This window comes from Bradyrhizobium sp. SZCCHNS3002 (genome assembly GCF_032377435.1).
GTDB lineage: Bacteria > Pseudomonadota > Alphaproteobacteria > Rhizobiales > Xanthobacteraceae > Bradyrhizobium.
In genome coordinates this window covers 1-25,624 of the sequence record NZ_JAUHHY010000012.1, presented here as the reverse complement: position 1 = coordinate 25,624, position 25,624 = coordinate 1, and the positions used below count along the sequence as shown (strand labels likewise).

General features: G+C 66.2%; 24 protein-coding genes. 16 read left to right on the top strand and 8 right to left on the bottom strand.

Going from position 1 to position 25,624, the window contains the following annotated elements:
• Positions 1-9: 9 nt before the first annotated feature.
• Together QW845_RS24015 and QW845_RS24010 are read right to left on the bottom strand one after the other, a co-directional pair.
• Positions 10-693 carry a uracil-DNA glycosylase gene (locus tag QW845_RS24015; RefSeq protein ID WP_315804004.1) on the bottom strand — a complete coding sequence of 228 codons (684 nt, stop codon included), beginning with the start codon at positions 691-693 and terminating at the stop codon, positions 10-12.
• Positions 674-1,327, bottom strand: a complete 654-nt coding sequence (locus QW845_RS24010) for an NYN domain-containing protein (RefSeq protein ID WP_315804003.1) — start codon at positions 1,325-1,327, stop codon at positions 674-676. Before QW845_RS24010 ends, QW845_RS24015 begins: the two co-directional genes overlap by 20 nt.
• 347 nt (positions 1,328-1,674) lie before the next feature.
• On the opposite strand from QW845_RS24010, the gene rpoZ reads away from it, so the two are divergent.
• The 13 genes from rpoZ to QW845_RS23945 all read left to right on the top strand — a co-directional run bounded on the left by rpoZ (position 1,675) and on the right by QW845_RS23945 (position 14,918).
• Positions 1,675-2,067 carry a DNA-directed RNA polymerase subunit omega gene (gene rpoZ, locus QW845_RS24005; protein WP_006612728.1) on the top strand — a complete coding sequence of 131 codons (393 nt, stop codon included), beginning with the start codon at positions 1,675-1,677 and terminating at the stop codon, positions 2,065-2,067.
• 169 nt (positions 2,068-2,236) lie between these two features.
• Positions 2,237-4,537: a bifunctional (p)ppGpp synthetase/guanosine-3',5'-bis(diphosphate) 3'-pyrophosphohydrolase gene (locus tag QW845_RS24000; protein ID WP_315804002.1), complete on the top strand. Its 2,301-nt coding sequence runs from the start codon at positions 2,237-2,239 to the stop codon at positions 4,535-4,537.
• A gap of 96 nt (positions 4,538-4,633) precedes the next feature.
• The gene (locus tag QW845_RS23995; protein WP_315804177.1) at positions 4,634-5,401 is read left to right on the top strand and encodes a pyridoxine 5'-phosphate synthase; all 768 of its coding nucleotides are present in this window, start codon (positions 4,634-4,636) and stop codon (positions 5,399-5,401) included.
• The gene (gene acpS / locus QW845_RS23990; protein ID WP_315804001.1) at positions 5,398-5,817 is read left to right on the top strand and encodes a holo-ACP synthase; all 420 of its coding nucleotides are present in this window, start codon (positions 5,398-5,400) and stop codon (positions 5,815-5,817) included. The genes QW845_RS23995 and acpS overlap by 4 nt, the downstream gene beginning before the upstream one ends.
• A gap of 288 nt (positions 5,818-6,105) precedes the next feature.
• A complete protein-coding gene (lepB, locus tag QW845_RS23985; RefSeq protein ID WP_315804000.1) occupies positions 6,106-6,867 on the top strand; it encodes a signal peptidase I in 762 nt (253 codons plus the stop codon).
• On the top strand, positions 6,864-7,958 hold the full coding sequence (gene rnc, locus QW845_RS23980; RefSeq protein WP_315803999.1) for a ribonuclease III: 1,095 nt from the start codon (positions 6,864-6,866) through the stop codon (positions 7,956-7,958). The genes lepB and rnc overlap by 4 nt, the downstream gene beginning before the upstream one ends.
• Positions 7,948-8,874, top strand: a complete 927-nt coding sequence (era, locus tag QW845_RS23975) for a GTPase Era (RefSeq protein ID WP_315803998.1) — start codon at positions 7,948-7,950, stop codon at positions 8,872-8,874. The genes rnc and era overlap by 11 nt, the downstream gene beginning before the upstream one ends.
• A gap of 2 nt (positions 8,875-8,876) precedes the next feature.
• Positions 8,877-9,257, top strand: coding sequence for a hypothetical protein (locus QW845_RS23970; RefSeq protein WP_315803997.1), 381 nt, complete (start codon positions 8,877-8,879; stop codon positions 9,255-9,257).
• A 246-nt stretch (positions 9,258-9,503) separates the two neighbouring features.
• Positions 9,504-10,244 carry a DNA repair protein RecO gene (recO, locus tag QW845_RS23965; RefSeq protein WP_315803996.1) on the top strand — a complete coding sequence of 247 codons (741 nt, stop codon included), beginning with the start codon at positions 9,504-9,506 and terminating at the stop codon, positions 10,242-10,244.
• Between the two features lie 290 nt (positions 10,245-10,534).
• Positions 10,535-12,283 (top strand): phospholipase D-like domain-containing protein, encoded by a 1,749-nt coding sequence (locus QW845_RS23960; RefSeq protein WP_315803995.1) that lies wholly within the window; start codon positions 10,535-10,537, stop codon positions 12,281-12,283.
• Positions 12,284-12,313: 30 nt separating this feature from the next.
• Positions 12,314-13,360: a DUF2278 family protein gene (locus tag QW845_RS23955; protein WP_315803994.1), complete on the top strand. Its 1,047-nt coding sequence runs from the start codon at positions 12,314-12,316 to the stop codon at positions 13,358-13,360.
• A gap of 154 nt (positions 13,361-13,514) precedes the next feature.
• Entirely contained in the window at positions 13,515-14,501 is a 987-nt protein-coding gene (locus QW845_RS23950; RefSeq protein WP_315803993.1) for a glutathione S-transferase family protein, read from the top strand.
• Between the two features lie 9 nt (positions 14,502-14,510).
• Complete coding sequence (locus QW845_RS23945) at positions 14,511-14,918, top strand: ACT domain-containing protein (protein ID WP_315803992.1); 408 nt, start codon at positions 14,511-14,513, stop codon at positions 14,916-14,918.
• Between the two features lie 21 nt (positions 14,919-14,939).
• Here QW845_RS23945 and QW845_RS23940 read toward each other — a convergent pair whose 3' ends face one another.
• Positions 14,940-15,998, bottom strand: coding sequence for a LysR family transcriptional regulator (locus QW845_RS23940; protein ID WP_315803991.1), 1,059 nt, complete (start codon positions 15,996-15,998; stop codon positions 14,940-14,942).
• 155 nt (positions 15,999-16,153) lie between these two features.
• Between QW845_RS23940 and QW845_RS23935 the strand changes: the two genes are divergently transcribed.
• From QW845_RS23935 to QW845_RS23925, 3 genes are all read left to right on the top strand, one after another.
• Positions 16,154-17,815, top strand: a complete 1,662-nt coding sequence (locus tag QW845_RS23935; RefSeq protein WP_315803990.1) for an acetolactate synthase large subunit — start codon at positions 16,154-16,156, stop codon at positions 17,813-17,815.
• Position 17,816: 1 nt separating this feature from the next.
• Positions 17,817-19,418 carry an FAD-binding protein gene (locus tag QW845_RS23930; RefSeq protein WP_315803989.1) on the top strand — a complete coding sequence of 534 codons (1,602 nt, stop codon included), beginning with the start codon at positions 17,817-17,819 and terminating at the stop codon, positions 19,416-19,418.
• Between the two features lie 111 nt (positions 19,419-19,529).
• On the top strand, positions 19,530-20,153 hold the full coding sequence (locus QW845_RS23925; protein ID WP_315803988.1) for a glutathione S-transferase family protein: 624 nt from the start codon (positions 19,530-19,532) through the stop codon (positions 20,151-20,153).
• A gap of 3 nt (positions 20,154-20,156) precedes the next feature.
• On the opposite strand, the gene QW845_RS23920 is transcribed toward QW845_RS23925, so the two are convergent.
• The 5 genes from QW845_RS23920 to QW845_RS23900 form a co-directional block, all read right to left on the bottom strand.
• A complete protein-coding gene (locus QW845_RS23920; protein WP_315803987.1) occupies positions 20,157-20,945 on the bottom strand; it encodes an IclR family transcriptional regulator in 789 nt (262 codons plus the stop codon).
• A gap of 31 nt (positions 20,946-20,976) precedes the next feature.
• The gene (locus QW845_RS23915; RefSeq protein WP_315803986.1) at positions 20,977-21,738 is read right to left on the bottom strand and encodes a glucose 1-dehydrogenase; all 762 of its coding nucleotides are present in this window, start codon (positions 21,736-21,738) and stop codon (positions 20,977-20,979) included.
• Complete coding sequence (locus tag QW845_RS23910; protein ID WP_315803985.1) at positions 21,735-23,468, bottom strand: FAD-dependent oxidoreductase; 1,734 nt, start codon at positions 23,466-23,468, stop codon at positions 21,735-21,737. The genes QW845_RS23915 and QW845_RS23910 overlap by 4 nt, the downstream gene beginning before the upstream one ends.
• 10 nt (positions 23,469-23,478) lie before the next feature.
• Positions 23,479-24,690 carry an ABC transporter substrate-binding protein gene (locus tag QW845_RS23905; protein ID WP_315803984.1) on the bottom strand — a complete coding sequence of 404 codons (1,212 nt, stop codon included), beginning with the start codon at positions 24,688-24,690 and terminating at the stop codon, positions 23,479-23,481.
• Positions 24,691-24,844: 154 nt separating this feature from the next.
• Entirely contained in the window at positions 24,845-25,063 is a 219-nt protein-coding gene (locus QW845_RS23900) for a hypothetical protein (protein WP_315803983.1), read from the bottom strand.
• Positions 25,064-25,624: the final 561 nt, after the last annotated feature.

Below are 25,624 nucleotides of genomic sequence, written 5' to 3'. Positions count from 1 at the left end.
CGGACCGACCTAATCCAGATCCGCCTTCACACGCGCGAACACGGCGTGGAACATCTCGGTCGTGAGCACGCCGGTGTTCGTATTGTAGCGTGAGCAGTGATAGCTGTCGTACAGCCTGATCCCGCCGGCCTGATGCACGGCGCCGTGGGCGAAGGGCGCCGCGACCGCGCGCAGGCCCAGCAGCTTCAGCAGCGTGTCGTGGGAGATGCGGCCGAGCGCGACGATGCTGCGCAGCCGCGGCATCGCGGCGATGGTGGCGCCGAGGAAGCTCCGGCACTGGTTGATCTCGGCGGGCAGCGGCTTGTTCTGCGGCGGCACGCAGCGCACCGCGTTGCTGATTCGGCAATCCACCAGCGTCAGCCCGTCGTCGGGACGTGCCTCGAATCGGCCCTTCGCAAATCCGTAGTGCAGCAGCGTCCCGTAGAGCAGCTCGCCGGCATAGTCGCCGGTGAAGGGACGCCCGGTCCGATTGGCGCCCTGCAGCCCCGGCGCGAGCCCGACGATCAACAGCCGCGCATCGGGATCACCGAACGACGGCACAGGCGCGTTGAACCATGACGGCTCGCGCGCGCGCTGCGCCTCGCGGAATTCCACGAGGCGAGGGCACAGCGGACAGTCTCGATCGGGATTGGTCGAAGACAGGGCAGGCGGCGCAGGCTGAGTGCCCGTCCGCCTAGTCCTCGAAATCGTCATCGTTGGGCGTGGTGGTGGCGGTGGTCGTGGCGCGGGCGGCCGGCGTGGTGGAGCGCTGCAGGAATTGCGGGGAATGGTGGCGCGGCTCGCGCGGGGCGGGGCGCTCCGACGGGTCGCGGCCGAGCTTGGACTGCAACTCCATGAGGTCGGTGAAGACGTCGGCCTGACGGCGCAGCTCGTCGGCGATCATCGGCGGCTGGCTGGAGATGGTCGAGATCACGGTGACGCGAACGCCGCGGCGCTGCATCGCTTCGACCAGCGAGCGGAAGTCGCCGTCGCCCGAGAACAGCACCATCTGGTCGATATGCTCGGCGAGCTCCATGGCATCGACGGCGAGCTCGATGTCCATGTTGCCCTTGACCTTGCGTCGGCCGCTGGCGTCGATGAACTCCTTCGTCGCCTTGGTGACGACGGTATAGCCGTTGTAGTCGAGCCAGTCGATCAAGGGCCGAATCGACGAGTACTCCTGATCCTCGATGATCGCGGTGTAATAGAATGCGCGGAGCAGCGTGCCGCGGCTCTGAAATTCCTTGAGCAGGCGCTTGTAGTCGATGTCGAAGCCGAGCGTCTTGGCCGTGGCGTATAGGTTGGCGCCGTCAATGAAGAGCGCAATCTTGTTGGTCGAAGATGACATTCAGTGTCTCGCGTTCAGTTAGATTCTATTTTGGGCGCGACTCCAGTCGGTCGCGCACTCCATTTCAAGATACTGCCAAGGCGTCGGCGGTCCATCTGGTGTGAGGTTACCGCAAACCGGAGTGATCGGGGCAACAAAGGCGTACTTGTGACGACGTAATGAAGCGTTTTCTTGTCCAAGGCCCGAATTCCGCGGGTCTGGACGGAGCGCCAGTCAAGGTTGCCGAATTCGGTACTCCTTGCCCCTTACCGAACCCTGACGCCAGTTTTGCCTTGCGAAAGCCAGCCAGCCTCTATAACTAGCCCAGCATAATCAGCATATTAAGCACACAAAGGACCGGAGCGACAATGGCGCGCGTCACTGTGGAAGATTGTATCGATAAAGTCGACAACCGGTTCGACCTGGTTCTTCTGGCCGCGCATCGCGCGCGCATGATCTCGTCGGGATCACAACTTACAATTGATAGAGATAATGACAAGAATCCCGTCGTCGCACTCCGGGAAATTGCGGATTCGACCATTTCTCCCGAGGATCTGAAGGAAGAACTGGTGCATTCGCTGCAGAAGTTCGTCGAGGTCGACGAGCCGGAGCCGGACACGGTGCCGCTGATCGGCTCGGCCGGTGCCAGCGTCGATGCCGACGACACCGAGGTCGCCGTCGAGCGCATGACCGAGGAAGAGCTGCTGAAGGGCCTCGAGGGCCTCGCTCCGCCGGAAGAGCAGCCGGAAGAGGACGAGTGACGGTCTCGTCACCGTCAGCGCGAGCTCCAGCTAACTTGTGAGAATGTGAAGGCCCGGACCACGTCCGGGCCTTTGCATTTGAACGTGATTCCGTGATTACCATAGGGCTGCGACAAACGCCTGCCATCCGGCAGATTTGGTCACGAAGATAAAGGTTTAGTCATTTTCCATGGTGGTTTCGGGCCACACTCCTCAGCAGATGCAGGCGGCGGCCGAATCGGCCGCGTTGGCGCCTTCGCCGCCGGCTGAGCGGCCGCGGCCGCCGAAGCCGCGCTCCCGCATGATGCGACAGTACGATCTCGTGGAACGGGTCCGCTCCTACAATCCGGATACGAACGAGGATCTGCTCAACCGCGCGTATGTGTACGCCATGAAGGCGCATGGGTCGCAGACCCGCGCGTCCGGCGACCCGTATTTCACGCATCCGCTCGAGGTCGCGGCCATTTTGACCGACCTGAAGCTGGACGACGCCACCATCGTCGCGGCGCTGCTGCACGACACGATCGAGGACACCGAGGCGACCCGCGCCGAGATCGACCGCTTCTTCGGCCCCGAGATCGGTGCGCTCGTCGAGGGATTGACCAAGCTGAAACGGCTCGAGCTGGTTTCGCGCGAGGCCAAGCAGGCCGAGAATCTGCGCAAGCTCCTGCTGGCGATCGCCGACGACGTGCGTGTGCTGCTGGTCAAGCTCGCCGATCGCTTGCACAACATGCGCACGCTGGAGTTCGTGCCGGAGGCATCCCGGCGGCGGATCGCTGAGGAGACGCTCGACATCTACGCGCCGCTCGCGGGCCGCATGGGCATGCAGGAGATGCGCGAGGAGCTCGAGGATCTCTCGTTCCGGACGCTCGACCCGCAGGCGTACAGCGTGGTGATGCAGCGGCTCGATGCGCTGGCGGAGCGCAATCGCAACCTGATCGGCGAGATCGAGAGCCAGCTGGCCCGCAAGTTTCGCGAGCATGGCCTGACGGCGCGGGTGTTCGGTCGCCGCAAGCGGCCATTCTCGATCTGGACCAAGATGGAACGCAAATCCATCGGGTTCGAGCAGCTGTCCGACATCTTCGGCTTTCGCGTCATCATGCCGGATCTCGAATCCTGCTATCGTGCGCTCGGTATCGTGCATACGACGTGGCCTGTCGTGCCCGGCCGGTTCAAGGACTACATCTCGACGCCGAAGCAGAACGACTATCGCTCGATCCACACGACCGTGATTGGCCCAGGCAAGCAGCGCGTCGAGCTGCAGATCCGCACCGAGGACATGGATCAGATCGCCGAGCTCGGCATCGCGGCCCATGCCTTCTACAAGGACGACATCGCCTCGCCGACGGAGCGGCTGAAGCGCGAATCGAATGCCTTCGCCTGGCTGCGCCACACTATCGGCATCCTGTCGGAGAGCGCGAATCCGGAGGAGTTCCTCGAGCACACCAAGCTCGAGCTGTTTCACGATCAGGTGTTCTGCTTCACGCCGAAGGGCAAGCTCATCGCGCTGCCACGCCACGCAAACGTGATCGACTTCGCCTATGCCGTGCATACCGACGTCGGCAACAGCGCCGTCGGCTGCAAGATCAACGGCAAGTTCGCCGCGCTGTCGTCGGAGCTGCAGAACGGCGACGAGGTCGAGGTGCTGACGTCGGACGCGCAGTCGGCGCCGCCCTCGGCCTGGGAGACGCTCGCCATCACCGGCAAGGCACGCGCCGCCATCCGGCGCGCCACCCGAACCGCCGTGCGCGATCAATATGCCGGGCTGGGCCGGCGCATCGTCGAACGTCTGTTCGAGCGGACCAAGCTCGAATATGCCGACGACAAGCTCAAGGGCGCGCTGCCGCGTCTGGCGCGCGCCTCGATCGAGGACGTGATGGCGGCGGTCGGTCGCGGCGAGATCAAGGCCTCCGACGTCGCGCGCGCAATGTATCCGGACTACAAGGAAGAGCGCGTCGTGCGCTACGGCGCCAAGAAGATGGCCGCCGCGCCGGCAGCCAAGGCTGCCGCGCCTCCGACCGAGCCCCACCGCGGCCCGTTTGCCATCCCGATCAGCGGGCTCAATTCCGGCCTGCCGGTGAAGTTCGCGCCCAACGGCGGTGCCGTGCCGGGCGACCGCATCGTCGGCATCGTGACGCCGGGCGAGGGGATCACGATCTATCCGATCCAGTCGCCGGCGCTGAAGGATTTCGAGGAGGAGCCAGAGCGCTGGCTCGACGTGCGCTGGGACGTCGACGAGACCTCGCCGCAGCGCTTTCCGGCGCGCATTCGCGTCGAGAACGTCAACGAGCCGGGCAGCCTCGCCCAGGTCGCCACCGTGATCGCCGAGCATGACGGCAACATCGACAACATCAGCATGAGCCGCCGCTCGCCTGACTTCACCGAGCTCACGATCGATCTCGAGGTCTACGACCTCAAGCATCTCTCGGCGATCATCAACCAGTTGCGCGCCAAGACCATCGTGGCGCGGGTCGATCGGGTGAATGGCTAATCTGCGGGGATGGCTGCGGCGTTCTGCTTCGGGATGCGCTAAACAAGCCGTAGTCTACTCGAAAGTCCTGCGAGCCGGCCCATGTCCGATCCGTCGATGTCACATCCTCCGAAGCTGCGCCTCGGCGTCAACGTCGACCACATCGCCACCTTGCGAAATGCCCGCGGCGGCCGCAGCCCCGATCCGGTGCGTGCCGCGCTGCTTGCGATCGAGGCCGGGGCCGACGGCATCACGGCGCATCTGCGCGAGGACCGCCGGCACATCCGCGACGACGACATGGCGCGGCTGAAGGCCGAGATCTCCAAGCCGCTGAATTTCGAGATGGCGGCCACCGAGGAGATGGTGCGGATCGCGCTTGCGACGCGCCCGCATGCCTGCTGCCTGGTGCCGGAGCGGCGCGAGGAGCTGACCACCGAGGGCGGCCTCGACGTGGTCGGCCAGCACAAGGCGCTGGCGCCGGCGATCGCCCGGCTGAGCGATGCCGGCATCCGGGTCTCGCTGTTCATCGCCGCCGACCCGGCGCAGATCGAGATGGCGGCGCGGCTGCGCGCGCCCGTGATCGAGATCCACACCGGCGGCTGGTGTGACGCCATCACCGACGGCCACGATGACAAGGCGGCGGCGGAGTGGGAGCGGATCGTGACCGGCGCCCGGCAGGCCTATGCAGCCGGGCTCGAGGTCCATGCCGGCCACGGGCTCGACTATGCCACCGCCGAGCGGATCGCGACGCTGCCGGAGATCGTCGAGCTCAACATCGGCTACTTCATGATGGGGGAGGCGCTGTTCGTGGGCCTCGCCGAGACCGTCCGCACCATGCGCGCGGCGATGGATCGCGGCCGTGCGCGGTTGGGGACGGCGGCATGATCATCGGCATCGGCTCCGACCTGATCGACATCCGCCGCGTGGCCGAGGTGATGGACCGGCACGGCGAGCGCTTCCTGAACCGGATCTTCACCGCGGCCGAGCGCGCCAAGGCGGAGCGGCGGGCCAAGAACGAGAAGATGGTGGTCGCCACCTACGCCAAGCGGTTCGCCGCCAAGGAGGCCTGCGCCAAGGCGCTCGGCACCGGGATCCGTCAGGGGGTATGGTGGCGCGACATGGGCGTCGTCAATCTGCCCGGCGGCCGGCCGACCATGCAGCTCACGGGGGGCGCGGCCGAACGGCTGAAGGCGCTGACCCCCGAGGGCCACGAGCCGCGCATCGACCTGTCGATCACCGACGACTGGCCGCTGGCGCAAGCCTTCGTCATAATTTCGGCGGTGCGCCGCGAGACATCCTGACGGGCGGCCGCCCCCAGCAGGAAAAACAAAAATGCGATCGATTTCAGCGAGTTATGTAGTTTTGATACGGCGATTGATTGCGCGGCCCCGCGCAGTCGTCTAAAACCCGCCGGGATCGAACCGGCTGCATCACGGGCGGATTCTGGGTCAAACCGGAGTTGGCCTTAACCACCAGAATCAGGACAGACTCCCTTAAGCCGCGGAACGGTATGGTGTTCGCGGACGGAGGGGTGTTCGGCAACGGCTGGCGAATCGTCGGACCATTCGCCAAGGGACATTGAAAGAGCGATGAGCGTGACCTCCGGAACCAAGACTGAGAGCGGCCTCGGTGAAACCGTTCGTGTCGTCGTTCATGCGCTACTGATCGCGCTGGTGATCCGTACGTTCCTGTTCCAGCCGTTCAACATCCCGTCGGGATCGATGAAGGCGACCCTGCTGGTCGGCGACTATCTGTTCGTATCGAAATATTCGTACGGCTATAGCCACTACTCGATCCCGCTGTCGCCGCCGCTGTTCTCGGGCCGCATCTTCGGCTCGGAGCCGAACCGCGGCGACATCGTCGTGTTTCGTCTCCCGAAGGACGATACCACCGACTACATCAAGCGCGTGATCGGCCTGCCTGGCGACCGCATCCAGGTGCGCGAAGGGCTGCTCTACATCAACGACAAGCCGGTGCAGCGCGAGCGGCTGTCCGACTTCATCGGCGAGGATCCCTGCGGGCAGCCGGACTCGACCGCGCGCGTCAAGCGCTGGAAGGAGACGCTGCCGAACGGCGTCAGCTATGAGACGCTGGACTGCGTCGACAACGGCTATGTCGACAACACCGCGGTGTATACCGTGCCGGCCGGCAACTTCTTCATGATGGGCGACAACCGCGACAACTCGACCGACAGCCGCTTCCTCAGCCAGGTCGGCTACGTGCCGTTCGAGAACATCGTCGGCCGTGCGCAGCTGATCTTCTTTTCCATTGCCGAAGGCGAGCATGCCTGGGCGTTCTGGCGCTGGCCGGTATCGGTGCGCTGGAATCGAATCTTCAAATTCGTGCGATGATCGACGACTCACCCGATATCCAGACCACGCAGGCTGCCGCATCGAGCCCGCAACCCGGCACGGGTGCGCTGGAGGCGTCGCCCAAGGCTGTGTCGCGGCCGAAGTCTGAGATCAAGCCCGAGCAGAAGAGCGAGCCCAAGACCGAGCCCAAGACCGAGCCAAAGGCCGATTCCAGGACCGAGGCGAAGCCGGTCTCCAAGCCAGACATGAAGACCGTCGAGTCCGAATCGGGGCCCGCTGGCCCGACCGACGATGGGGTGGACCCGACCGCGCTCGTTGCCGAGGCCGAATCCGATGGCAAGCCGCGCAGCAAGGCGAAGGGCAGTCGCCGTGCCAAGAGCGCGGGGACCGGCGCCGCCAAGGGCGCCAAGGGCGCCAAGGCCGCGGACAAGGCCGCCAATGCGGCGATCGAGGCGCGCATCGGCCATCACTTTGCCGATCCGTCGCTGCTCAGCACCGCCTTCACCCACGTCTCGGCGCTGAAATCGTCCAAGAAGCGCGGCGACAGCTATCAGCGGCTCGAATTTCTCGGCGACCACGTGCTCGGCCTGATCGTGTCCGACATGCTGTACCGCTCGTTTCCGAGCGCGGACGAGGGGGAGTTGTCGAAGCGGCTCGCCGATCTCGTGCGCAAGGAGAGCTGCGCCGACGTCGCCAAGTCGCTCGGCCTGCTCGACGACATCAAGCTCGGCGCGGTCGGCGCCGGCGCCGGGGCGCGGTTGCGCAAGTCGGTGCTGGGTGACGTCTGCGAGGCGGTGATCGGCGCGATCTTCCTCGACGGCGGCTACACCGCCGCGGCGGGCTTCGTCGAGCGCAACTGGACCGAGCGCATGCACAAGCCGCGGCGCCCGCTGCGCGATCCGAAGACGGTGCTGCAGGAATGGGCGCAGGGCAAGGGCCTGCCGACCCCGGTTTACCGGGAGGTGGAGCGCACCGGCCCGCATCACGATCCGCAGTTCCGTGTCGCCGTCGACCTGCCGGGGCTGGAGCCGGCCGAAGGCATCGGCGGCTCCAAGCGCGCGGCAGAAAAGGTGGCGGCATCTGTCATGATCGAGCGCGAAGGCGTGAGCGGCGGCAGCAATGACGGCTGAACAACAATCGGTGCCGGCTGCCGGGACCCGCTGCGGTTTCGTCGCGCTGATCGGCGCGCCCAATGTCGGCAAGTCGACGCTCGTCAACGCCCTGGTCGGCTCCAAGGTCACGATCGTCTCGCGCAAGGTGCAGACGACGCGGGCGCTGATCCGCGGCATCGTCATCGAGGGGGCGTCTCAGATCATCCTGGTCGATACCCCCGGCATCTTCGCGCCGAAGCGCAGGCTGGACCGCGCCATGGTCACGACGGCCTGGAGCGGGGCGCATGACGCCGATGTCGTCTGCGTGCTGCTCGATGCCAAGAAGGGCATCGACGACGAGGCGCAGTCCATCATCGACAAGGCGGCTGCGGTCGCGCACGAAAAGATCCTGGTGGTCAACAAGGTCGACCTGGTGCCGCGCGAGAAGCTGCTGGCGCTGGTCGCGGCCGCCAACGAGAAGCTGTCGTTCGCGCGCACCTTCATGATCTCGGCGATCTCCGGCGACGGCGTCGACGATCTCAGGCGGGCCTTGGCGGAGATGGTGCCGCCCGGCCCGTTCCATTATCCCGAGGACCAGATGTCGGACGCGCCGATGCGGCACCTCGCGGCTGAGATCACCCGCGAGAAGATCTATTCGCATCTGCATCAGGAGCTGCCCTACCAGTCCACGGTCGAGACCGACAGCTGGACCGAGCGCAAGGACGGCTCGATCCGCATCGAGCAGACGATCTTCGTGGAGCGCGACAGCCAGCGCAAGATCGTGCTCGGCAAGGGCGGCGCGACGATCAAGTCGATCGGCGCGCAGGCGCGCAAGGAAATCGCAGAGATCACCGGCGTGCCGGTGCACCTGTTTCTGTTCGTGAAGGTGCGTGAGAACTGGGGCGACGATCCCGACCGCTACCGGGAGATGGGGCTCGAGTTCCCCAGGGAATGACAATGAGCGTGCCGCGCAACGTGCTGTGGTTCGAAGTGCTGCTCTACATCTCGCTGATGCTGGACGCGCTGTCCGTTGCGGTGTCGGACCGGACGCCGACCTTCGACATGACCGAGGACATGATCACCGCGCAGACCGTGCTCAACGGGGTGGTCATCCTGCTGCTGTTCTATTTCGTCTATCTGGCGGCGCAGCGCCGCAGGAACTGGCCGCGCTGGGTGCTGCTGGGGGCGCTGGTGCTGTCCGACATCTCCCTGGTGCAGGTGATCGGCCAGAAGGGCATGACGCTCGATGCCGGCATCGAGGTCATCTCCTGCGCGCTGACGACGATGGGTCTGTACTACTCGTTCACGGGCGATGCGCGCGGCTGGTTCAACGCGTGACGCTTTGACCGTAAGGGCCGTAGAGCGCGGCGCGCCCACCAAGGTTGGGGGCTAGCGCAGAAGGCCACCAAGACGTCATTGCGAGCGCAGCGAAGCAATCCAGGGCTGCGATCCGACTTTGGATTGCTTCGCTGCGCTCGCAATGACGAGTTTTGTGGCGGCAGCGCGCACAAGCTACGTTGATTGTCCACCCGCGGACGGCACTAGGAGGCAAGCGCGTGTGGAATCATTTGGGCGGCTCGTGAGATGGAATGGACCGACGATGGCATCGTGCTGGGCGTGCGGCGGCACGGCGAATCCTCCGCTGTCGTCGAACTGCTGACCCGCGAGCATGGCCGGCATCTCGGTCTCGTGCGCGGGGCCAGCGGCAAGCGCATGCGGCCGGTGCTGCAGCCGGGCAACACGGTGCGCGCGACCTGGCGCGCGCGGCTCGACGAGCATCTCGGCATGTACGCCATCGACGCGCTGACCTTGCGGGCGGCGGGGCTGATCTCCGCGCAACACGGCGCCTACGGCGTGACGCATCTTGCCTCGCTGGCCCGGCTGTTGCCGGAGCGCGATCCGCACGAAGACATGTATCTGCGGCTCGAACATGCGCTCGATGATTTCGAGGATGTGGGCAGCGCCGCTGTCCACATCGTGCGCTTCGAGCTGGCGATCCTCGCCGAACTCGGCTTCGGGCTCGATCTCGACTCCTGCGCTGCGACCGGCGAGACCTCGGACCTGATCTACGTATCGCCGAAGTCGGGCGGCGCGGTGTCGCGCACGGCCGGCGCGCCATGGGCCGACCGCCTGCTGCCGTTGCCGCCCTTCCTGCGCGAGGGCGAGCAGGGCGATGGCTGGTCGCAGCAGGATCTGCTCGACGGTTTCCGGCTGACCGGCCTGTTCCTTCTGCGTCATGTGCTGGAGCCGCGCGGGCAGGGCCATTCCGACGCCCGCGAGGGCTTCATCAACGCGGTGACGCGGGCAAGGCCCGCCTTGCGATAGGGCTCGTTTTCGACGTTCGTCGTCATGTGCCCGCGCGCTCGTTCGCCAACGTCGAGACTGACGACACCGCGGGCATCGCGGCAAAGCTGATCCCGATACCGTCTCCGATTGTGACGTCATTCACATCCGTCTTCACACGACCGACGCAGGATCGTGCAACAATCCTGGTTGATGATAGTTCTCAGATCATTTTGAGGTTGCGTCGGCCGCGGGTCCTGGCGAAGATTACAGCCCTTCGACGAGATGCGTTTCGTGCGCGCCTTTTTTCATCATCGTGGGGCATTTCGATCATGAGCGATTTCGAGAACCGCAAATCCAGCAACGGGTTCACGTCCAAGCTGTGGCGTGGCGAGCGCATGACGATGATCGGCTTCGACGTTGCCGAGCCCGAACCCGACCTGGTCGGATTCTCGATCGAAGTGAAGTCGCCGGGCGCACGGGATTTTTCTCAGTTGCGCAACAGGATCGCGTTTTCCTATCCGGCGGGAGCCGGCGCGGCGGTCGACGGCAACCGGAATTTCCCGTCGACCGAGGCGCCGTTCCAGAAATTCCGCTGGATCCATTTTCCCTACCGGCCCAAGGATGGCGTCTATACGTATCGTGTTGCCAAGCAGCACATGCGCAACGACGGCACGCTGGTGGCGGGGACCAGCCTCACGCTCGACATCACGCAGAGCGCCGTGACCTATGACGGCCTGGTCGACGTCGGTTTCACCCGCAACTTCGCCTCGTCTCAGGCCTATCGCGATCAGTTCGGCAACAATGCCGAGATCATTCCCGTCGAGAGCCGCGACGGGCCGGGCTTCGACAAGCTCGACCTCACCAACGAGGCCGGCGACAGCGTCTATGAGTGGCTGGGGTTCGAGGCCTACGACCTCCTGTTCGGCTTCTTGAAAGAGGCCCTGGCGGATCCCGGGCTCACGCTCGACGTGATGGCCTATGACCTCAACGAGCCCGATGTGATCGGCCAGCTCGAGCAGTTCGGTCCGCGGCTGCGGGCGATCATCGACGATTCCAATGCCAAGGATAACAGTCACAAGCTGCCGGGCAGCGCGGAGTCGCGCAGCGCCAAGCGCTTCAAGCAGGCGGGTGCTGCCGTGCTGCGCACGCATTTCAGCAACCTCCAGCACAACAAGGTCCTGATCACGCGCCGCGACGGCAAGCCCGAGAAGGTGCTGTGCGGCTCGACCAATTTCACCTTCCGCGGCCTCTATATTCAGGCCAACAACATGCTGGTCTTTCATTCGCCTGATGTCGCCGGGCTGTTCGGCGAGATGTTCGATATCGCCTTCGAGGACCCCTCGGTCTTCCGGAAGAATGATTTCTCCAAGAAGTGGCACGCCGTCCATACCGAGGGAAAGCCGACCGTACAGCTCTGCTTCTCGCCGCACCAGGCCACCGATCTCTCGCTCAATCCGATCCGGGCCGCGATCGATCAGGCCACCTCGTCGGTGTTCTACTCGGTCGCGTTTCTGAGCCAGCTCGGCGACGGTCCGACCAAGGACGCGTTCGACCGCGTGATGGAGCGGCCGATCTTCAGCTACGGCACGGTCGACAAGCGCGGCGCCCTGGAGCTGCGCAAGCCCGACGGCTCGATCGGTCTCGTCGATTTCGCCTATCTCGCGAGCAAGGCGCCGGAGCCGTTCCGCAGCGAATGGTCCGGCGGCAAGGGCCGCAACATCCATCACAAATTCCTGGTGACCGATTTCAGCCTGCCGACCGCGAAAGTGTTCACCGGATCGAGCAACTTCTCGCCGAGCGGAGAGAAGGGCAACGGTGACCATCTTATCATGATCGAGGACAGAAAGATCGCCACCTCCTATGCGATCGAGGCCACCCGCGTGTTCGATCACCTGCAGTTTCGCAACCGGATGCGCGATGCGTTCAAGGGCAAGTCCGAGCGGCAGCGCTCCGCGTCCGCGCCTGCGGCGATCACGCTGCGCAAGCCGACGGCGTTGTCCGGCAAGCCGGCCTGGTTCGAGCGCTTCTACGTCGACGGCTCGCAGGCCGAACGCGATCGATTGCTGTTCTCGTCCTAGATATCGTTACGGACAGAGTTGGAGACGACCATGCCATTGAACGACTATTCGCTTCTCAAGGGTCGGCCCATCAACAATCGTCTGGCGTCGGGAAGCAGTCCGCACTATCAGGTGCAGGTCTCCGCCGACGGTGAGCTCTATCGCATCGCCATCAATGTCCGTTCCCAGGACGGCAGCGAGGTCGAGTTCCTGGTCCGCTCGCGCTTCGAACATCCGATCGTCGACGGCCTGAAGGCGTTTTCGGAGGGGCTGCATCCATTGGAGAGCAAGCCCGGCGGCGTGGCGCTCGATTTCATCCGGGGCAATCTGATGCAGCCGTGGGAGCTCAAGCCGCTGCCGCTGTCGGCCGCGGGCCCCGACAACGATCTCAACGAGAAAATCGACGCCTACGTTCAGCGCGCCATGTCCGACGAGACGGCTCTCATTTATGCCTTCGGCGTCGCATGGGGACCGGAGGAGAAGGCCGACCGCTATTTCGGCTTCAAGCCCGGCCGCGGTATCCACGATATCCATTTCAACCAGGGCAATCCGGCCGGCAAATACGCCGGGGACAACGGTCCCTGGCAGGACGGTGGACTGATCTTCGAGTTTCCCGACCAGCAGCAATGGGTCGCCATCTTCCTGAAGTTCCAGACCCAGGCCTGGCATTCGGACGATGTCAGCGGCGGGGTCATCCTGCCGCCCGATCCCGATCACCCGAACGCGCCGCATACGCCGCCCGACCGCGACCACATTCCGCCGCTCGACGTGCCCGACGGGCTGGTGCGGATCATCGCGGCCTATGTCAACGACGTGCGCACGCCGGAGCACGAGACGGTCACGCTGCTGAACACCGCCGATGTCGACGTAGATCTCACCGGCTGGCAGATCAAGGACAAGCAGAAGAACGCCATGCAGCTCAGCGGCACGATCGCGCGCGGCGCCACCTTGGTGGTGCCCATCGTCGCGCCGGTCGCGCTGTCGAACCGGGGCGGCATCATCACGCTGTTGAATGCCGCAGGCGTGAAGGTGCACGGCGTCTCCTATACGCGGGAACAGGCGGCGCAGCCGGGCCGCACCATCCCGTTCCAGTCGTGACCGCGTGTCGCGCGGCGGAGCCGTCTCGTCGAAGCGTGGGCTCTCTGCTGGCGCAGAGGCGGGGTGACGTGTACTCCTGTCACGTAAGGGCCAAGGCAAGAGGGCGGCACATTGCTGCGCCCCCGCGCAGGTCACGGCGTGAGAGGAGAGCGTCATGGGAGTGCTGGTCGACGGCGAATGGCACGACGTCTGGTACGACACGGTGGCGTCCGGCGGCCGTTTCATCCGCAAGGATTCTGCATTCCGCAGCTTCGTCACGGCTGACGGCCGTCCGGGCCCGTCCGGCACCGGCGGCTTCGCGGCCGAAGCGGGCCGCTATCATCTCTATGTCAGCCTGGCCTGCCCGTGGGCTCACCGCACCCTGATCATGCGTGCCCTGAAGGGGCTCGATGACATGATTTCGGTATCGGTCGTGCACTGGCTGATGCGCGAGCAGGGCTGGACCTTTGCCGAGGGTCCGGGCGTCGTGGCCGACAGCGTCAATCACGCCGGCCTTCTGCACCAGATCTACACCGCCGCAGAGCCGCATTATTCCGGCCGCGTCACCGTGCCCGTACTGTGGGACAAGCAGAAGCGCACCATCGTCAACAACGAGTCGTCCGAGATCATTCGCATGCTGAACTCGGCGTTCGACGGCGTCGGCGCCAGGCAAGGTGACTATTATCCGCAAGCCCAGCGTGACGAGATCGACGCCATCAATGCGCGCGTCTACGACACGCTGAACAACGGCGTCTACAAATGCGGCTTCGCGACCACGCAAGGGGCGTATGAGGAGGCGATCGGTCCGCTGTTCGCCACGCTCGACTGGCTGGAGGAGCGGCTGTCGGCGCGCCGCTTCCTGCTCGGCAACACCTTGACCGAGGCCGACATCCGGCTGTTCACGACCCTGATCCGCTTCGATGCCGTCTATGTCGGCCACTTCAAGTGCAACATCCGCCGCATCGCCGACTATCCGCATCTCGCAGCCTACACGCGCGATCTCTACCAATGGCCGGGAATCGCTGCGACAGTGAATTTCGAGCACATCAAGCGGCACTATTACGAGAGCCATCGCACCATCAATCCGACCGGCATCGTCCCGGTCGGGCCGCGGCAGGATTTCACCGCGCCGCATGGGCGCGAGCGCCTGGCGACGAATTGACGAGGATCCATGGCGGGTGAACGCAACCTCGATACGCTGCTGCGCACGATGGCTCCCGAGCTGCAGGACGGCGTGTTCGTGTTCTGCACTGTCGACACGCATCAGGACATCCCGGCCGGGCTGACGCCCCTCATGCTGTTCCGGGAGCGCGAAGCGATCACGCTCATCGTGCGGCGCGAGGAAGCAGAGCGGGCAGGGTTGCCCTGCCGGTTCGCCTCGCGCCTGATCACGCTCTCGGTGCTATCAGCGCTTGATGCGGTGGGTTTCCTTGCCGCGGTGACGACGAAGCTCGCGGCCGCCGGCATCAGCGTCAACGCGGTCTCGGCGTTTCACCACGATCATCTGTTCGTGCCGGAAGCACGAGGCAAGGAAGCCGTGCTGCTCTTGCATGAGCTGTCTCGCAGCGCCGCCACCTAGCGATGGCAGGACGGCGATCAGTCAGGCTTTGCTTCTGCCGACGTGATGCGATCGGCCTCGCCGGAGTCCACTCGGTTTCTTGCGTGTCGTGGCCGGCGACCGCTTCGTGTCACGCGCGGCGCGGGGGGCCGGAGGCCGGCGTGGCGCGATCAGCGTTCGCTCGGCCTGCGCGCGCACCAGGTCCATCAACATCATCGCTGCGGGCGACGGGGTCCGCCCCTTCAGCCGCAGGATGCCGAACTGCGCCATCAGCAGATCCGATGCGCGCGGCTCTTTCAGCTCGGCCACGTTGAGGCGGATCAACTGACCGGAGGCCAGCTCGTGGGTGAGAACGGCGTCGCCCGCGACGAGCACGATGTCGGAGCGAATGGCCATTTGCACCAGCAGGCTCGCGTTCTCGGATTCGAGCGCGACGTCGAAGCCGCGGCCCTCCGGCGCAGCGATGAGCGCTTCCAGGCGCCTGCCGAATTCCGGCGGCAGCGCAACGGAGGCGAAGTGCTGGCCGGCGAGCTCGCGCGCCGAAAGCTCCCGTCGGCGCGCCAACGGATGATCCGCCCGACAGTAGAAGTATCCCGGAAGGCCGCCGAGCGGCTCGATGTCGAGGCTGTCGTCGGCGCGGATGTCGGTGATGTGCGCGAGGAAGAAATCGAGCTTGCCTTGCTGCAGCACCTCCATCAGGGCGCGCCAATTGTCCTGCACCACGATGATGCGCACGGACGGGTGCTCCGAATACAGCCGCGCCATGGCATCCGGCAGAAGCGTCAGCCCGGTGAAGGCGCCGACGCCCACCGTCACCTCGCCGGCATCTCCCGAGCGGAGCAGGCGCATCTCGCGGCCGAGATCGTCGGCGCCAGACAACAGCGACCGGGCCCGTGCCACCAGCCGTTCGCCGACCGGGGTGATCTCCACCGAGCGCGAGCTGCGGTCGAACAGCCGCATCCCGGCGGCGTCCTCCAAGGTCTGCAAGCTGCGGCTCAGCGCCGACTGCGTGACGTGGGCGCGCTGGGCCGCCCGGGCGAAATGCCGCTCTTCCGCGAGGTAGACCAACTGCTGCAGCTGGCGCAGGGTGGGGGTGTACATCGATGAGCCGAAATCATTGATCCAGCCATAACAATTCATTGGATTTCTGAGACCGTCAATTCCAAAATGGCGCAAATACAAACAGGGGAAATGCCATGGCGGGGTTGGCCAAGTCGCCCCGCGCTGCGGCAGTCTCCCGGCAACAGGCTCTTCTCATGCCCAACGGTGCGCAAGCTCTGATACGGACCCTGGTCAATTCCGGCATTCGGGTCTGCTTCACCAATCCCGGCACCTCGGAGATGCATTTCGTCGCGGCGCTGGATTCCGCGCCGGAGATGCGCGCCGTGCTGTGCCTGTTCGAAGGCGTGGCGACCGGCGCGGCGGACGGCTACGCCCGCATGACCGGCACGCCCGCGGCAACGCTGCTGCATCTCGGCTGCGGCCTCGGCAACGGCCTCGCCAATCTGCACAATGCGCGCAAGGGCAAGGTGCCCGTCGTGAACATCGTCGGCGACCACGCCACCTACCATGTCCCGTATGACGCGCAGCTCCAGTCCGACATCGAGACCGTCGCGCGCAACGTCTCGCCGGAATTCGTCTGGACCTCGCAGGTGACGTCGGAATTGTGCCGCGACGCGGTGGCGGCCGTGAAGGCGGCGTGCTCCTGGCCCGGACAGGTTGCGACGCTGATCCTGCCGGCCGACGTGTCCTGGGGGGAGGGCGGCGTCGCCGAGCCGGCGCCGGTGATCGAGCCGCCGGCGGCCGCCGACGATGCGACCGTGCAGGCGGTCGCCGAGGCGATCAGGGCGGGCGGCCGCAGCGCTTTTCTGCTCGGTGGCACCGCGCTGCACGAGGAGTCGCTGCTGGCGGCCGCGCGCATCGCGGCGGCCTGCGGCGTGAAAGTCTACGCCGAGACCTTTCCGACGCGCATGCAGCGGGGAGCGGGCCTGCCGGCCGTTGAGCGCATCGCCTATCTCGCCGAGATGGCGCAGATCCAGCTCAAGGAGATCGACACGCTGATCCTGGTCGACGCCAAGGCGCCGGTGTCGTTCTTCGCCTATCCCGGCAAGAAGAGCTATCTGCCGCATGACGGCTGCAAGGTGCTGACCTTGTCGACGCCGGCGCAATGCGCCGCGGGCAGCCTGGTCAAGCTTGCGGCCGCGCTGGAGGCCAACAGCGCCACGCCGGCATTGTCACCGGCCTCGCGGCCCGGGCGTCCGCGCGGCAAGAAGCTCACCGCGGAAAAGGTCTGCAAGGCCGTGGGTCATCTCCTGCCCGAGAACGCCATCATCATCGACGAGGCCATCAGCTCCGGCCTGATGCTGTCGAAGTTCACCGCGGGCGCGCCGCGCCACGATCTGATCACCTTGACCGGCGGCGCCATCGGGCAGGGGTTGCCGAACGCGATCGGCGCGGCGATCGCCTGTCCGGACCGGCCGGTAATCGCGCTGATCGGCGACGGCAGCTCGATGTACACGATCCAGTCGCTGTGGACGATCGCGCGCGAGCGGCTCAACGTCACCGCCATCATCTTCAACAACGCCTCCTACTCCGTGCTCAATGTCGAGCTGGAGCGGGTCGGCGCCGAGGAGATCGGACCGAAGGCGCGGGCGCAGCTCGATTTGCACGGGCCGGTCCTGAAATTCGCGCAGATCGCCGACGGCATGGGCGTGCGATCGACACGCGTCACCACGCCGGACGAACTCACCAGCGCGTTGCAGGGGGCGCTGGCACGGCCGGGGCCGCATCTGATCGAGGCGATGGTGCCGCCGGCGCTGACCGGCCTCAAGCTGAAGCTCCTGCCGCATCTCCTGGGATCGCTCGACCGCGTCCCGCTGCCGGTGGCGCGGATGCTCAAGCGCAAGATCGCGCCGTGACATGAGCGCGACGCTGCAATCCGACCTCGTCATCGCCGGCGGCGGTCTCGCCGGCATCGTCACCGCGCTGGAGGCACTGCGCGCCGGCAAATCGGTGACCATCGTGGACCGGGACACGCCGGAGCGGTTCGGCGGGCTGGCGTTGTGGGCATTCGGCGGCATGGCGCTGGTCGGCACGCCGTTGCAGGCCCGGATGAAGATCCCGGATACGCCGGAGATCGCGCTGCGCGACTGGATCAGGTTCGGCGAGCTCGACGCGGCCGAGCACTGGCCGCTGCAATGGGCGCGCTATTACGTCGAGCATTCGCGCGCCGAGGTCTACGATTGGCTGCTGTCGCATGGCGTGAACTTCATGCCGGCCGTGAACTGGGTCGAGCGCGGCCGGCAGGGTGACGGCAATGCGCTGCCGCGCTATCACATCGTCTGGGGCACCTCGCAGCGGCTGACGCGCGTGATGATCGCGGCGATGCGCGCGGCCGATCGTGGCGGCAGACTGACGGTTCTGCACCGCCATTGCGTCGTCGGCCTCGATCGCGCCGGCGGCGCCGTGGCGGGCGTCGTTGCCGTCAACGAGGAGACCGGCGCCGAGATCCGCATCGCGGCCCCGTTGACAGTGCTGGCGATGGGCGGCCTCAATGGCAGCCACCAGGAGGCCCGCGCCAATTGGCTGAAGAGCCGGCCGCTGCCGGCGGCGATGCTCAATGGCGCGCATCCGTTCTCCGACGGCAAGTTGCATCACCTTGCGGCCGAGGCGCTGGGCGCTGAGATCACGCATGCCGGCGAGATGTGGAACTACGCCGCCGGCATCCCGCATCCGTTTCCGCATTTCGACGGCCACGGCCTGTCGCTGGTGCCGTGCAAATCGGCGCTGTGGCTCGACCATCGCGGCGAGCGGATCGGGCCCGAGCCGCTGGTGACCGGCTTCGACACCCATGATCTGTGCCAGCGCGTCGCGGCGCAGGAGAAGCCGTATACGTGGCATCTGTTGAACTGGCGCATCGCCGCCAAGGAATTCGCCATCTCCGGCGCCGAGCACAATCCGCGCATCCGCGACCGGCAGATGCCGATGTTCCTCAAGGAGACGCTGCTCGGCAATCATCGCCTGGTAAGGCAGATGCAGCGCGAGAGCCGGCATTTCCTGGTCGACGAGACGCTGGCTGGCCTCGCCGCCAAAATGAATGCGCTGACCGGCACCGGCGACGTGAAGCCGGAGGTGCTCCAGGCCACCGCCGACGCCTTCGACGCGAACTTTGGGAATGGCGACAAGCTCCACAACGACGACCAGTTGCGCCGCATCCTGCACGCGCGGCAATGGGGGCCCGACAAGCTCCGCACCTGCAAGCCTGCGCCGCTGCAGGCGCCGGGCGCCGGGCCTTACATCGCCATTCATATGCAACTCATCACCCGCAAGAGCCTCGGCGGCCTCAAGACCGATCTGCAGAGTCGGGTCCTCGACACCACGGGCGCGCCGATCGGCGGCCTCTACGCGGTCGGCGAAGCCGCCGGTTTCGGCGGCGGCGGCGCGTCGGGCAAGCGGTCACTGGAGGGCACGTTCCTGCCGGGTTGCATTCTCACCGCACGGGCGGCGGTGCGCGCGATGTGACGGCTACGGGAACCGTACGAGTCAGCGGAACCGCCGCTGAATTATTGCTCGGTCACTGTCGATCCGGTGCTGCTACGTTCGTCTTCGAGGCACATGAGATGGAGACCCGTCATGAAGATCTACTGGATCAAGGCTCAGGCGCCGCGCCGCGTGCTGGCGCTGGTGAAGCATCTCGGCGTCCCGGCCGAGTTCATCGACATCACCGGCCAAATGAAGACGCCGGATTATGCCGCGCTCAATCCCAACATGAAGGCGCCGGTGCTGGTCGATGGCGAGACCGTGCTGTGGGAGTCGACCGCCATCATGGCGCACCTCTGCATCCGCGAGAGCTGCGACATGTGGCCGGCGCGCGATCCGCAGGAGCAGATCGAGGTGCTGCGCTGGCTGGCGTGGACCGATTGCCACTGGGCGCCCGCGGTCGGGCCGTTCTATTTCGAGCACATCGTGAAGAAGACGTTCGGGATCGGTGCGCCGGACCGTGCCGCGCTGGTCGCGAAGGTGCCGAACCTGAAGACGTTCGCCGCCGTGCTCGATGCGCATCTGCGGGCGCGCAGCCACATCGCGTGCGACCGGCTCACCATTGCCGATTTCGCGGCCGCTTCGATGGCGACCGACTGGCGCGAGGCCGAGATGCCGATGGAGGCGTTTCCGAACATCGTGCGCTGGCTCGACGGGCTGATGCGGCTGCCGGCGTGGGCCGAGCCGTGGCCGGAGAAGCGCTCGGTCGCGGCCTGAGGCTCACGGCTGCGCGATGCCGTGGCCGAGCTGCTTGGAGATCTCGGCCGCGCAGGCGCGCAGGCGGTTGGCGAGCGGCGATTGCCAGCCGGCATCGAAGGTGCCGGCTGGTCCCATCGCGGTGATGACCAGCGCGACATGACCGGCGTGATCGAACACCGGCGCGGCGAAGGCATTGACGCCAGGCAGGGGATCGCCGACGGCGCGCGCCAGTCCCTGCGCGCGCACCTCGGCCAGCATCTCCGCCACTTTCGGGCTCCTCAGTGCGCGCTTCGGATTGTAGCCGACACCGAGACGGTCGAGGCCGGCGTCGAGCGCGGCCTTCACCGTCTTCGGCGGCAGGAACGCCGCGAAGGCGCGGCCGGTCGCGGTTTCCAAGAGCGCCATGATCGAGCCGACGCGCATCACGATGTGCACCGGATGGCTCGGCTCCTCCAGCCGCACCACGGTGGGGCCATTGGTGCCCCACACCGCGAGCGAGACCGCGTGATCGATGGCGCCGGCGAGCGCCGCGATCTTCGGAGTGGCGATCCGCACCGCCGACAGCCGCCGCAGGCTGATCAGGCCGAGCTCGAGCGCGAGCGGGCCGATCTCGTAGCGTCCGGTGGTTTCGTCCTGCTCGATCAAACCGATGCGCGAGAAGCTGACGAGATAGGGATGCGCCTTGGCCGGCGGCAGCCCGGCCTCGCGCGCGAGGTCGCGCAGCATCATCGGCTCGCCGCTGCGCGCCAGCGCCTGCAGCAAGGTGCCGCCGACCTCGATCGATTGGATGCCGCGGCTCTCTCGTCCCATGTCTTGTTGTGCCCCTGGTTCGGCGCCGTGCCTACACCGCCAGGAAGCCGCCGTCGACCGGCAGGGTCACGCCGTTGACGTAGGACGCCATGTCCGAGACCAGGAACGCCACTGGGCCGGCGAGCTCCTCCGGCTGGCCGACGCGGCCGAGCGGCGTGCGGCTCATGAAGCCGGCGAGCCGCTCCGGATCGTTGCGGGTCGTCTCCGTCATCGCGGTGGCGATCACGCCGGGCGCGATGGCGTTGACGCGGATGCCGTCGGCGGCGAGCTCGCGCGCCAGCGCCTGGGTCAGCGACTTCACGCCGCCCTTGGAGGGCGAGTAGCCGAGCGTGTTGCTGATGCCGATGAAGGAGGCGACGGAAGCGATGTTGACGATCGTGCCGCGCGTCGCGCGCAACGCGGCGAGAAACGCGTAGGTGACGTTGAACACGCCGTTGAGATTGACGTCGATCACCCGCTGCCAGTTCTGCGCGGCCCGCGGCGAGTCGATATTCTCTCGGATGATGATGCCGGCATTGTTGATGAGAATGGAAATCGGTCCGACCTCGGCGCGTAGCTGCGCGGCCAATGCCGCGCAGCCTGCGGCGTCAGTGACATCGAGCTTGTAGGCCCACGCCTTGCGGCCATGGCCGCGGATCTCGGCGGCGCAGCGCTCCGCACCCTCCATGTCGATGTCGGTGATCACGACATCGGCGCCGCGGCCCGCGAGTCCCAGCGCAATCGCACGGCCATTGCCGTTGGCGGCGCCGGTGACCAGCGCCAGCTTTCCGGCCAACATCTGATGGTCGCTCATGCGGCGCTCCTTTGGCCCGCGCGTTCCGCGAGGTGCCGGCCGGCAATGTAGCCGAAGGTCAGCGCCGGTCCCAGCGTGATGCCGGCACCCGGATAGTTGCCGCCCATGATGCTCGCCATGTCGTTGCCGGCGGCATACAGCCCCTCGATCGGCTGGCCCTGGGCGTCGAGCGCGCGGGCATGCTCGTCGGTGCGGATGCCGGCATAGGTGCCGAGATCGCCGATCACCATCTTGATCGCGTAGAACGGCCCGTCCTTGATCGGCGCCACGCACGGGTTCGGCCCATGCAGCGCGTCGCCCTGATAGCGGTTGTAGGCGCGCGAGCCCTTGCCGAACGTGGGATCCTGGCCCAGCGCGGCATCGGCGTTGAACGCGGCCACGGTTGCTTCGAGCCCCCGCGGATCGATGCCCGTCGTGCTCGCGAGTTCGGCCAGCGTCGCGCCGCGCTTGAGATAGCCGGTGCTCAGATGATGCCCGAGCGGCATCGGGAACGGCGGCACGCAGCCGAGGCCATAGCGGCGCAAGGAGCGGTGGTCGGTGATCAGCCAGGCCGCGATCTCGCGTCCCGGCTTGGCCGCCTTGACCATCGCCTGCACGAAGTCGTGGTAGGAGTTGCCTTCATTGGCGAAGCGCACGCCATCCGCGGTCACCGCGATCACGCCCGGCTTGGCGCGGTCGATGAAGTGCGGCATCACGCCCTTGCTGCCGTCCTTGCGCGTGGTGACGGAGACCGGCACCCAGGCCGCCGCATGCGGCAGGCCATCCTCGACCCGGCCGCCGACGGCTTCCGCGAGCCGCAGGCCGTCGCCGGTGTTGCCGACAGGGCCGGGCGACACATGCTCCTGTCCGGTCGGCGCATGCGGAAACATCGCCTTGCGCCTGTCGACGTCATGCGGGAAGCCGCCGCAGGCCAGCACCACGCCGAGCCGCGCATTGACGCGGATACGTCGGCCCTGGCGCATCACCACGGCGCCGCGCACGGCCTCGCCGTCGCGGATCAGCTCGGCCACCGGCGACGACAGCCAGAGCGGAATCCCGAGATCGAATGCCGACTTCGCCAGCCGCCCCGCCAGCGCATTGCCGTTGGTCAAGGTCATGCCGCGGCCGTGGCGCAGCACGTCCAGCGCATGCTTCGACAGCCGCTTGGCGACGTAGAACGCTGACGCCAGCGACTTGGTCGCGCGCATGAAATGGATGATCTCCTTGCCGGAGCCGAGCATCATGCCGAACACGGTGAGCTCGGGCAGCGGCTGGCCGAGATCCTTGATGTGGTCGCCGAGTTCGCGACCGTCGAACGGCCGCGTGACCATCGAGCGGCCGCCTTGCGTGCCGCCCGGTGCCTCGGCGTGATAGTCCGGAAAGGTCAGCGGCATGTCGAACTTCAGCGCGGTCTTGCTGGTGAAGAAGTCGACCGCCTCCGGGCCCTTGCTCAGGAACGCGTCGACCCGCGCTGCATCGTAGCTGTTGCCGGCCTCGTGGCGCAGATAGCTGCGCGCCAGCTCGGGCGGTTCGTCGATGCCCCAGGCCTTGGCCAGCGACGTGCCCGGAATCCACAGCCAGCCGCCGGAGCGCGCCGTGGTGCCGCCGAAGCGCGGCTCCTTCTCGGTGACGACGACCTTCAGCCCGGCCTGGGCGGCGGTGACCGCCGCCGACAGCCCGGCGCAGCCCGAGCCGACCACCAGCACGTCGCAATCATGGGTTTCGCCGGCCTGGTGATCTGCTCCGCTCATGCGCGCGCTCCTACTTCTTCAGCAGCGGGCACTTGGATTCGGAGACCGGCCGGAACGCATCCTCGCCCTTTACGGTCTTGACGATCTCCAGGTAGTCCCACGGCTCCTTCGACTCCGACGGCTTCTTGACGCGGGCGAGATACATGTCGCGGATGACGCGACCATCCTCGCGAAGCTTGCCGCCGTGAACGAAGGTATCCTCGATCGGCAGCTCGCGCATCTTCGCCATGACAGCCTTGGGATCGTCTGTACCGGCCGCCTTGATCGCCTTGAGATAGTGCAGCACCGAGCCATAGACGCCGGTCTGGATCATCGTCGGCATCACCTTGGCGCGGGCGTAGAACTTCTTCGACCAGGCGCGGGTGGCATCGTCCATGTTCCAGTACGACGCCGTCGTCATGTAGGTGCCTTGCGCCGCCTCGAGCCCGATCGCATGCACGTCGGTGTCGAACATCAACAGCCCGACCAGCTTCTGGCCGCCCTTGACCAGGCCGAACTCGCCGGACTGCTTGATGGCGTTGTCGGTGTCTTGGCCGGCATTGGCGAAGGCGACGACGTCGGCCTTCGAGCTCTGCGCCTGCAGCGCGAACGAGGAGAAATCGGCGGTGTTGGTCGGATGCTTGACGCCGCCCAGGATGGTGCCGCCGAGCTCCTTGATGAAGCGCGTCGCGTCCTTCTCCAGTTGCTGGCCGAAGGCATAGTCCGCGGTGATGAAGTACCAGGACTTGCCGCCCTGGCCGATCACGGCCGAGGTCGTCACCTTCGACAGCGCATAGGTGTCGTAGGTGAAATGCACGGTGTTCGGGCTGCACAGCTCGTCGGTGAGCGAGCTCGCGCCCGGACCGGACAGCAGCGCGATCTTGTTGCGCTCGCGCACCATGTTGTGCACGGCAATCGCGATGCCGGAGTTGGGGATGTCCACGACGGCGTCGACCTTGCCGTTGTCGAACCAGTCGCGCACGACCGTGGTGCCGACGTCGGTCTTCATCTGGTGATCGGCGCTGATGATCTCGATCGGCTTGCCCAGCACGGTGGGCCCGAATTCCTCGACCGCCATCTTCGCCGCCTCGACCGAGCCCGGCCCGCTGTTGTCGCGCCCCCAGCTCGAGAGATCGGTGAGCACGCCGATCCGCACCACGTCGTCGGACACCTGGGCCGAGGCGTGGGTCGAAATGAATGTCGTCGTTGCCAGAAACGCGCAGGCGAGCCACTGCCGTCGCATGAAGATCCTCCCCGTTTGCCCCGCTCTGTCGGCGGTGGCAGCGAGTTAGACATTGACGAATTGGTTTGTCAATTACGAATGGGTGCGATGCAGCGCACAACGACTGTGGAGGTCGTCGCGGATATCGGATGGCGGCTGGGTAGCGCGATGCGCGCTACACGCGCGGCATGATCTGCAATTCGAGCAGCGCCAGTCGTTGCATCGCGGCAGGATCCCGCTCTCCGGTCTTGGCGGCACGCAGCACCGATTCGGCAAGCAGGGTGACATGGGTCGAGCTCACCGGCTCGGGCAGCGCGGCGATGGCACTGTCGAGGGCCTGCGTCATCAGCACGATGACATCAGGCGAAAACGCAGCGTCTGAAAAATCCTTCATGCAGAACTGTCCGCAGCAGGGGCTTCAGTCGAAAATCGGTTGACGCAACGCGTGTTGATGTTGTCGGCAACGCGCCAGCCGCGGCTCCGGTTCCGGCTCTTCCGAGCTTCGGATCAGCAGAATCGCTGATCTGCCATGCGCAAACTGCCCGTCGAGCCAATCTGCCGCAGGCCGATCAGCTTGTGTCGTCGGGCAAATCAGGACGATGCTTCCGCCCATCCCGCCTCACCCAAGGGGCGTTACGCGCGATCGTCACGATACGCGAGGCGGGGAGCGGTGGCCTGTCGGATCGCAGCGTGCTCTATGCGCGTGGACGAACGAGTCCGGCAGGACGATGAAATCGCAGCGTCCTGGCGCCCCGATGCTGGCGTCAAGCCGGCGATGGATGCCTCAGGCATCGCGCTGACGACGGTGGCTAACAAGCCCGGACACCGGGGAGACTGCGTATAAATCGTAAGCCCATCGCGCAGGGAGGGCCGGGTCGTCCGGCTGACCTGTGGTACCTGCCGCCTGCATTTTTTTCGCAGGCGGGCCACGGGCCTCAGTCGAGGTCCGGCCTTC

What these genes read in the sequence shown, in the direction of transcription:
- QW845_RS23960 (WP_315803995.1), top strand. Translation starts at nt 10,535, where the DNA reads ATGAGCGATTTCGAGAACCGCAAATCCAGCAACGGGTTCACGTCCAAG.
- QW845_RS23970 (WP_315803997.1), top strand. Translation starts at nt 8,877, where the DNA reads ATGAGCGTGCCGCGCAACGTGCTGTGGTTCGAAGTGCTGCTCTACATC.
- QW845_RS23995 (WP_315804177.1), top strand. Translation starts at nt 4,634, where the DNA reads ATGTCACATCCTCCGAAGCTGCGCCTCGGCGTCAACGTCGACCACATC.
- acpS (WP_315804001.1), top strand. Translation starts at nt 5,398, where the DNA reads ATGATCATCGGCATCGGCTCCGACCTGATCGACATCCGCCGCGTGGCC.
- QW845_RS24000 (WP_315804002.1), top strand. Translation starts at nt 2,237, where the DNA reads ATGGTGGTTTCGGGCCACACTCCTCAGCAGATGCAGGCGGCGGCCGAA.
- QW845_RS23910 (WP_315803985.1), bottom strand. Translation starts at nt 23,468, where the DNA reads ATGAGCGGAGCAGATCACCAGGCCGGCGAAACCCATGATTGCGACGTG.
- QW845_RS23955 (WP_315803994.1), top strand. Translation starts at nt 12,314, where the DNA reads ATGCCATTGAACGACTATTCGCTTCTCAAGGGTCGGCCCATCAACAAT.
- QW845_RS23935 (WP_315803990.1), top strand. Translation starts at nt 16,154, where the DNA reads ATGCCCAACGGTGCGCAAGCTCTGATACGGACCCTGGTCAATTCCGGC.
- QW845_RS24015 (WP_315804004.1), bottom strand. Translation starts at nt 693, where the DNA reads ATGACGATTTCGAGGACTAGGCGGACGGGCACTCAGCCTGCGCCGCCT.
- QW845_RS23940 (WP_315803991.1), bottom strand. Translation starts at nt 15,998, where the DNA reads ATGTACACCCCCACCCTGCGCCAGCTGCAGCAGTTGGTCTACCTCGCG.
- QW845_RS23915 (WP_315803986.1), bottom strand. Translation starts at nt 21,738, where the DNA reads ATGAGCGACCATCAGATGTTGGCCGGAAAGCTGGCGCTGGTCACCGGC.
- QW845_RS23950 (WP_315803993.1), top strand. Translation starts at nt 13,515, where the DNA reads ATGGGAGTGCTGGTCGACGGCGAATGGCACGACGTCTGGTACGACACG.
- rnc (WP_315803999.1), top strand. Translation starts at nt 6,864, where the DNA reads ATGATCGACGACTCACCCGATATCCAGACCACGCAGGCTGCCGCATCG.
- QW845_RS23900 (WP_315803983.1), bottom strand. Translation starts at nt 25,063, where the DNA reads ATGAAGGATTTTTCAGACGCTGCGTTTTCGCCTGATGTCATCGTGCTG.
- QW845_RS23945 (WP_315803992.1), top strand. Translation starts at nt 14,511, where the DNA reads ATGGCGGGTGAACGCAACCTCGATACGCTGCTGCGCACGATGGCTCCC.
- QW845_RS23930 (WP_315803989.1), top strand. Translation starts at nt 17,817, where the DNA reads ATGAGCGCGACGCTGCAATCCGACCTCGTCATCGCCGGCGGCGGTCTC.
- QW845_RS23925 (WP_315803988.1), top strand. Translation starts at nt 19,530, where the DNA reads ATGAAGATCTACTGGATCAAGGCTCAGGCGCCGCGCCGCGTGCTGGCG.
- rpoZ (WP_006612728.1), top strand. Translation starts at nt 1,675, where the DNA reads ATGGCGCGCGTCACTGTGGAAGATTGTATCGATAAAGTCGACAACCGG.
- recO (WP_315803996.1), top strand. Translation starts at nt 9,504, where the DNA reads ATGGAATGGACCGACGATGGCATCGTGCTGGGCGTGCGGCGGCACGGC.
- QW845_RS23905 (WP_315803984.1), bottom strand. Translation starts at nt 24,690, where the DNA reads ATGCGACGGCAGTGGCTCGCCTGCGCGTTTCTGGCAACGACGACATTC.
- QW845_RS24010 (WP_315804003.1), bottom strand. Translation starts at nt 1,327, where the DNA reads ATGTCATCTTCGACCAACAAGATTGCGCTCTTCATTGACGGCGCCAAC.
- QW845_RS23920 (WP_315803987.1), bottom strand. Translation starts at nt 20,945, where the DNA reads ATGGGACGAGAGAGCCGCGGCATCCAATCGATCGAGGTCGGCGGCACC.
- era (WP_315803998.1), top strand. Translation starts at nt 7,948, where the DNA reads ATGACGGCTGAACAACAATCGGTGCCGGCTGCCGGGACCCGCTGCGGT.
- lepB (WP_315804000.1), top strand. Translation starts at nt 6,106, where the DNA reads ATGAGCGTGACCTCCGGAACCAAGACTGAGAGCGGCCTCGGTGAAACC.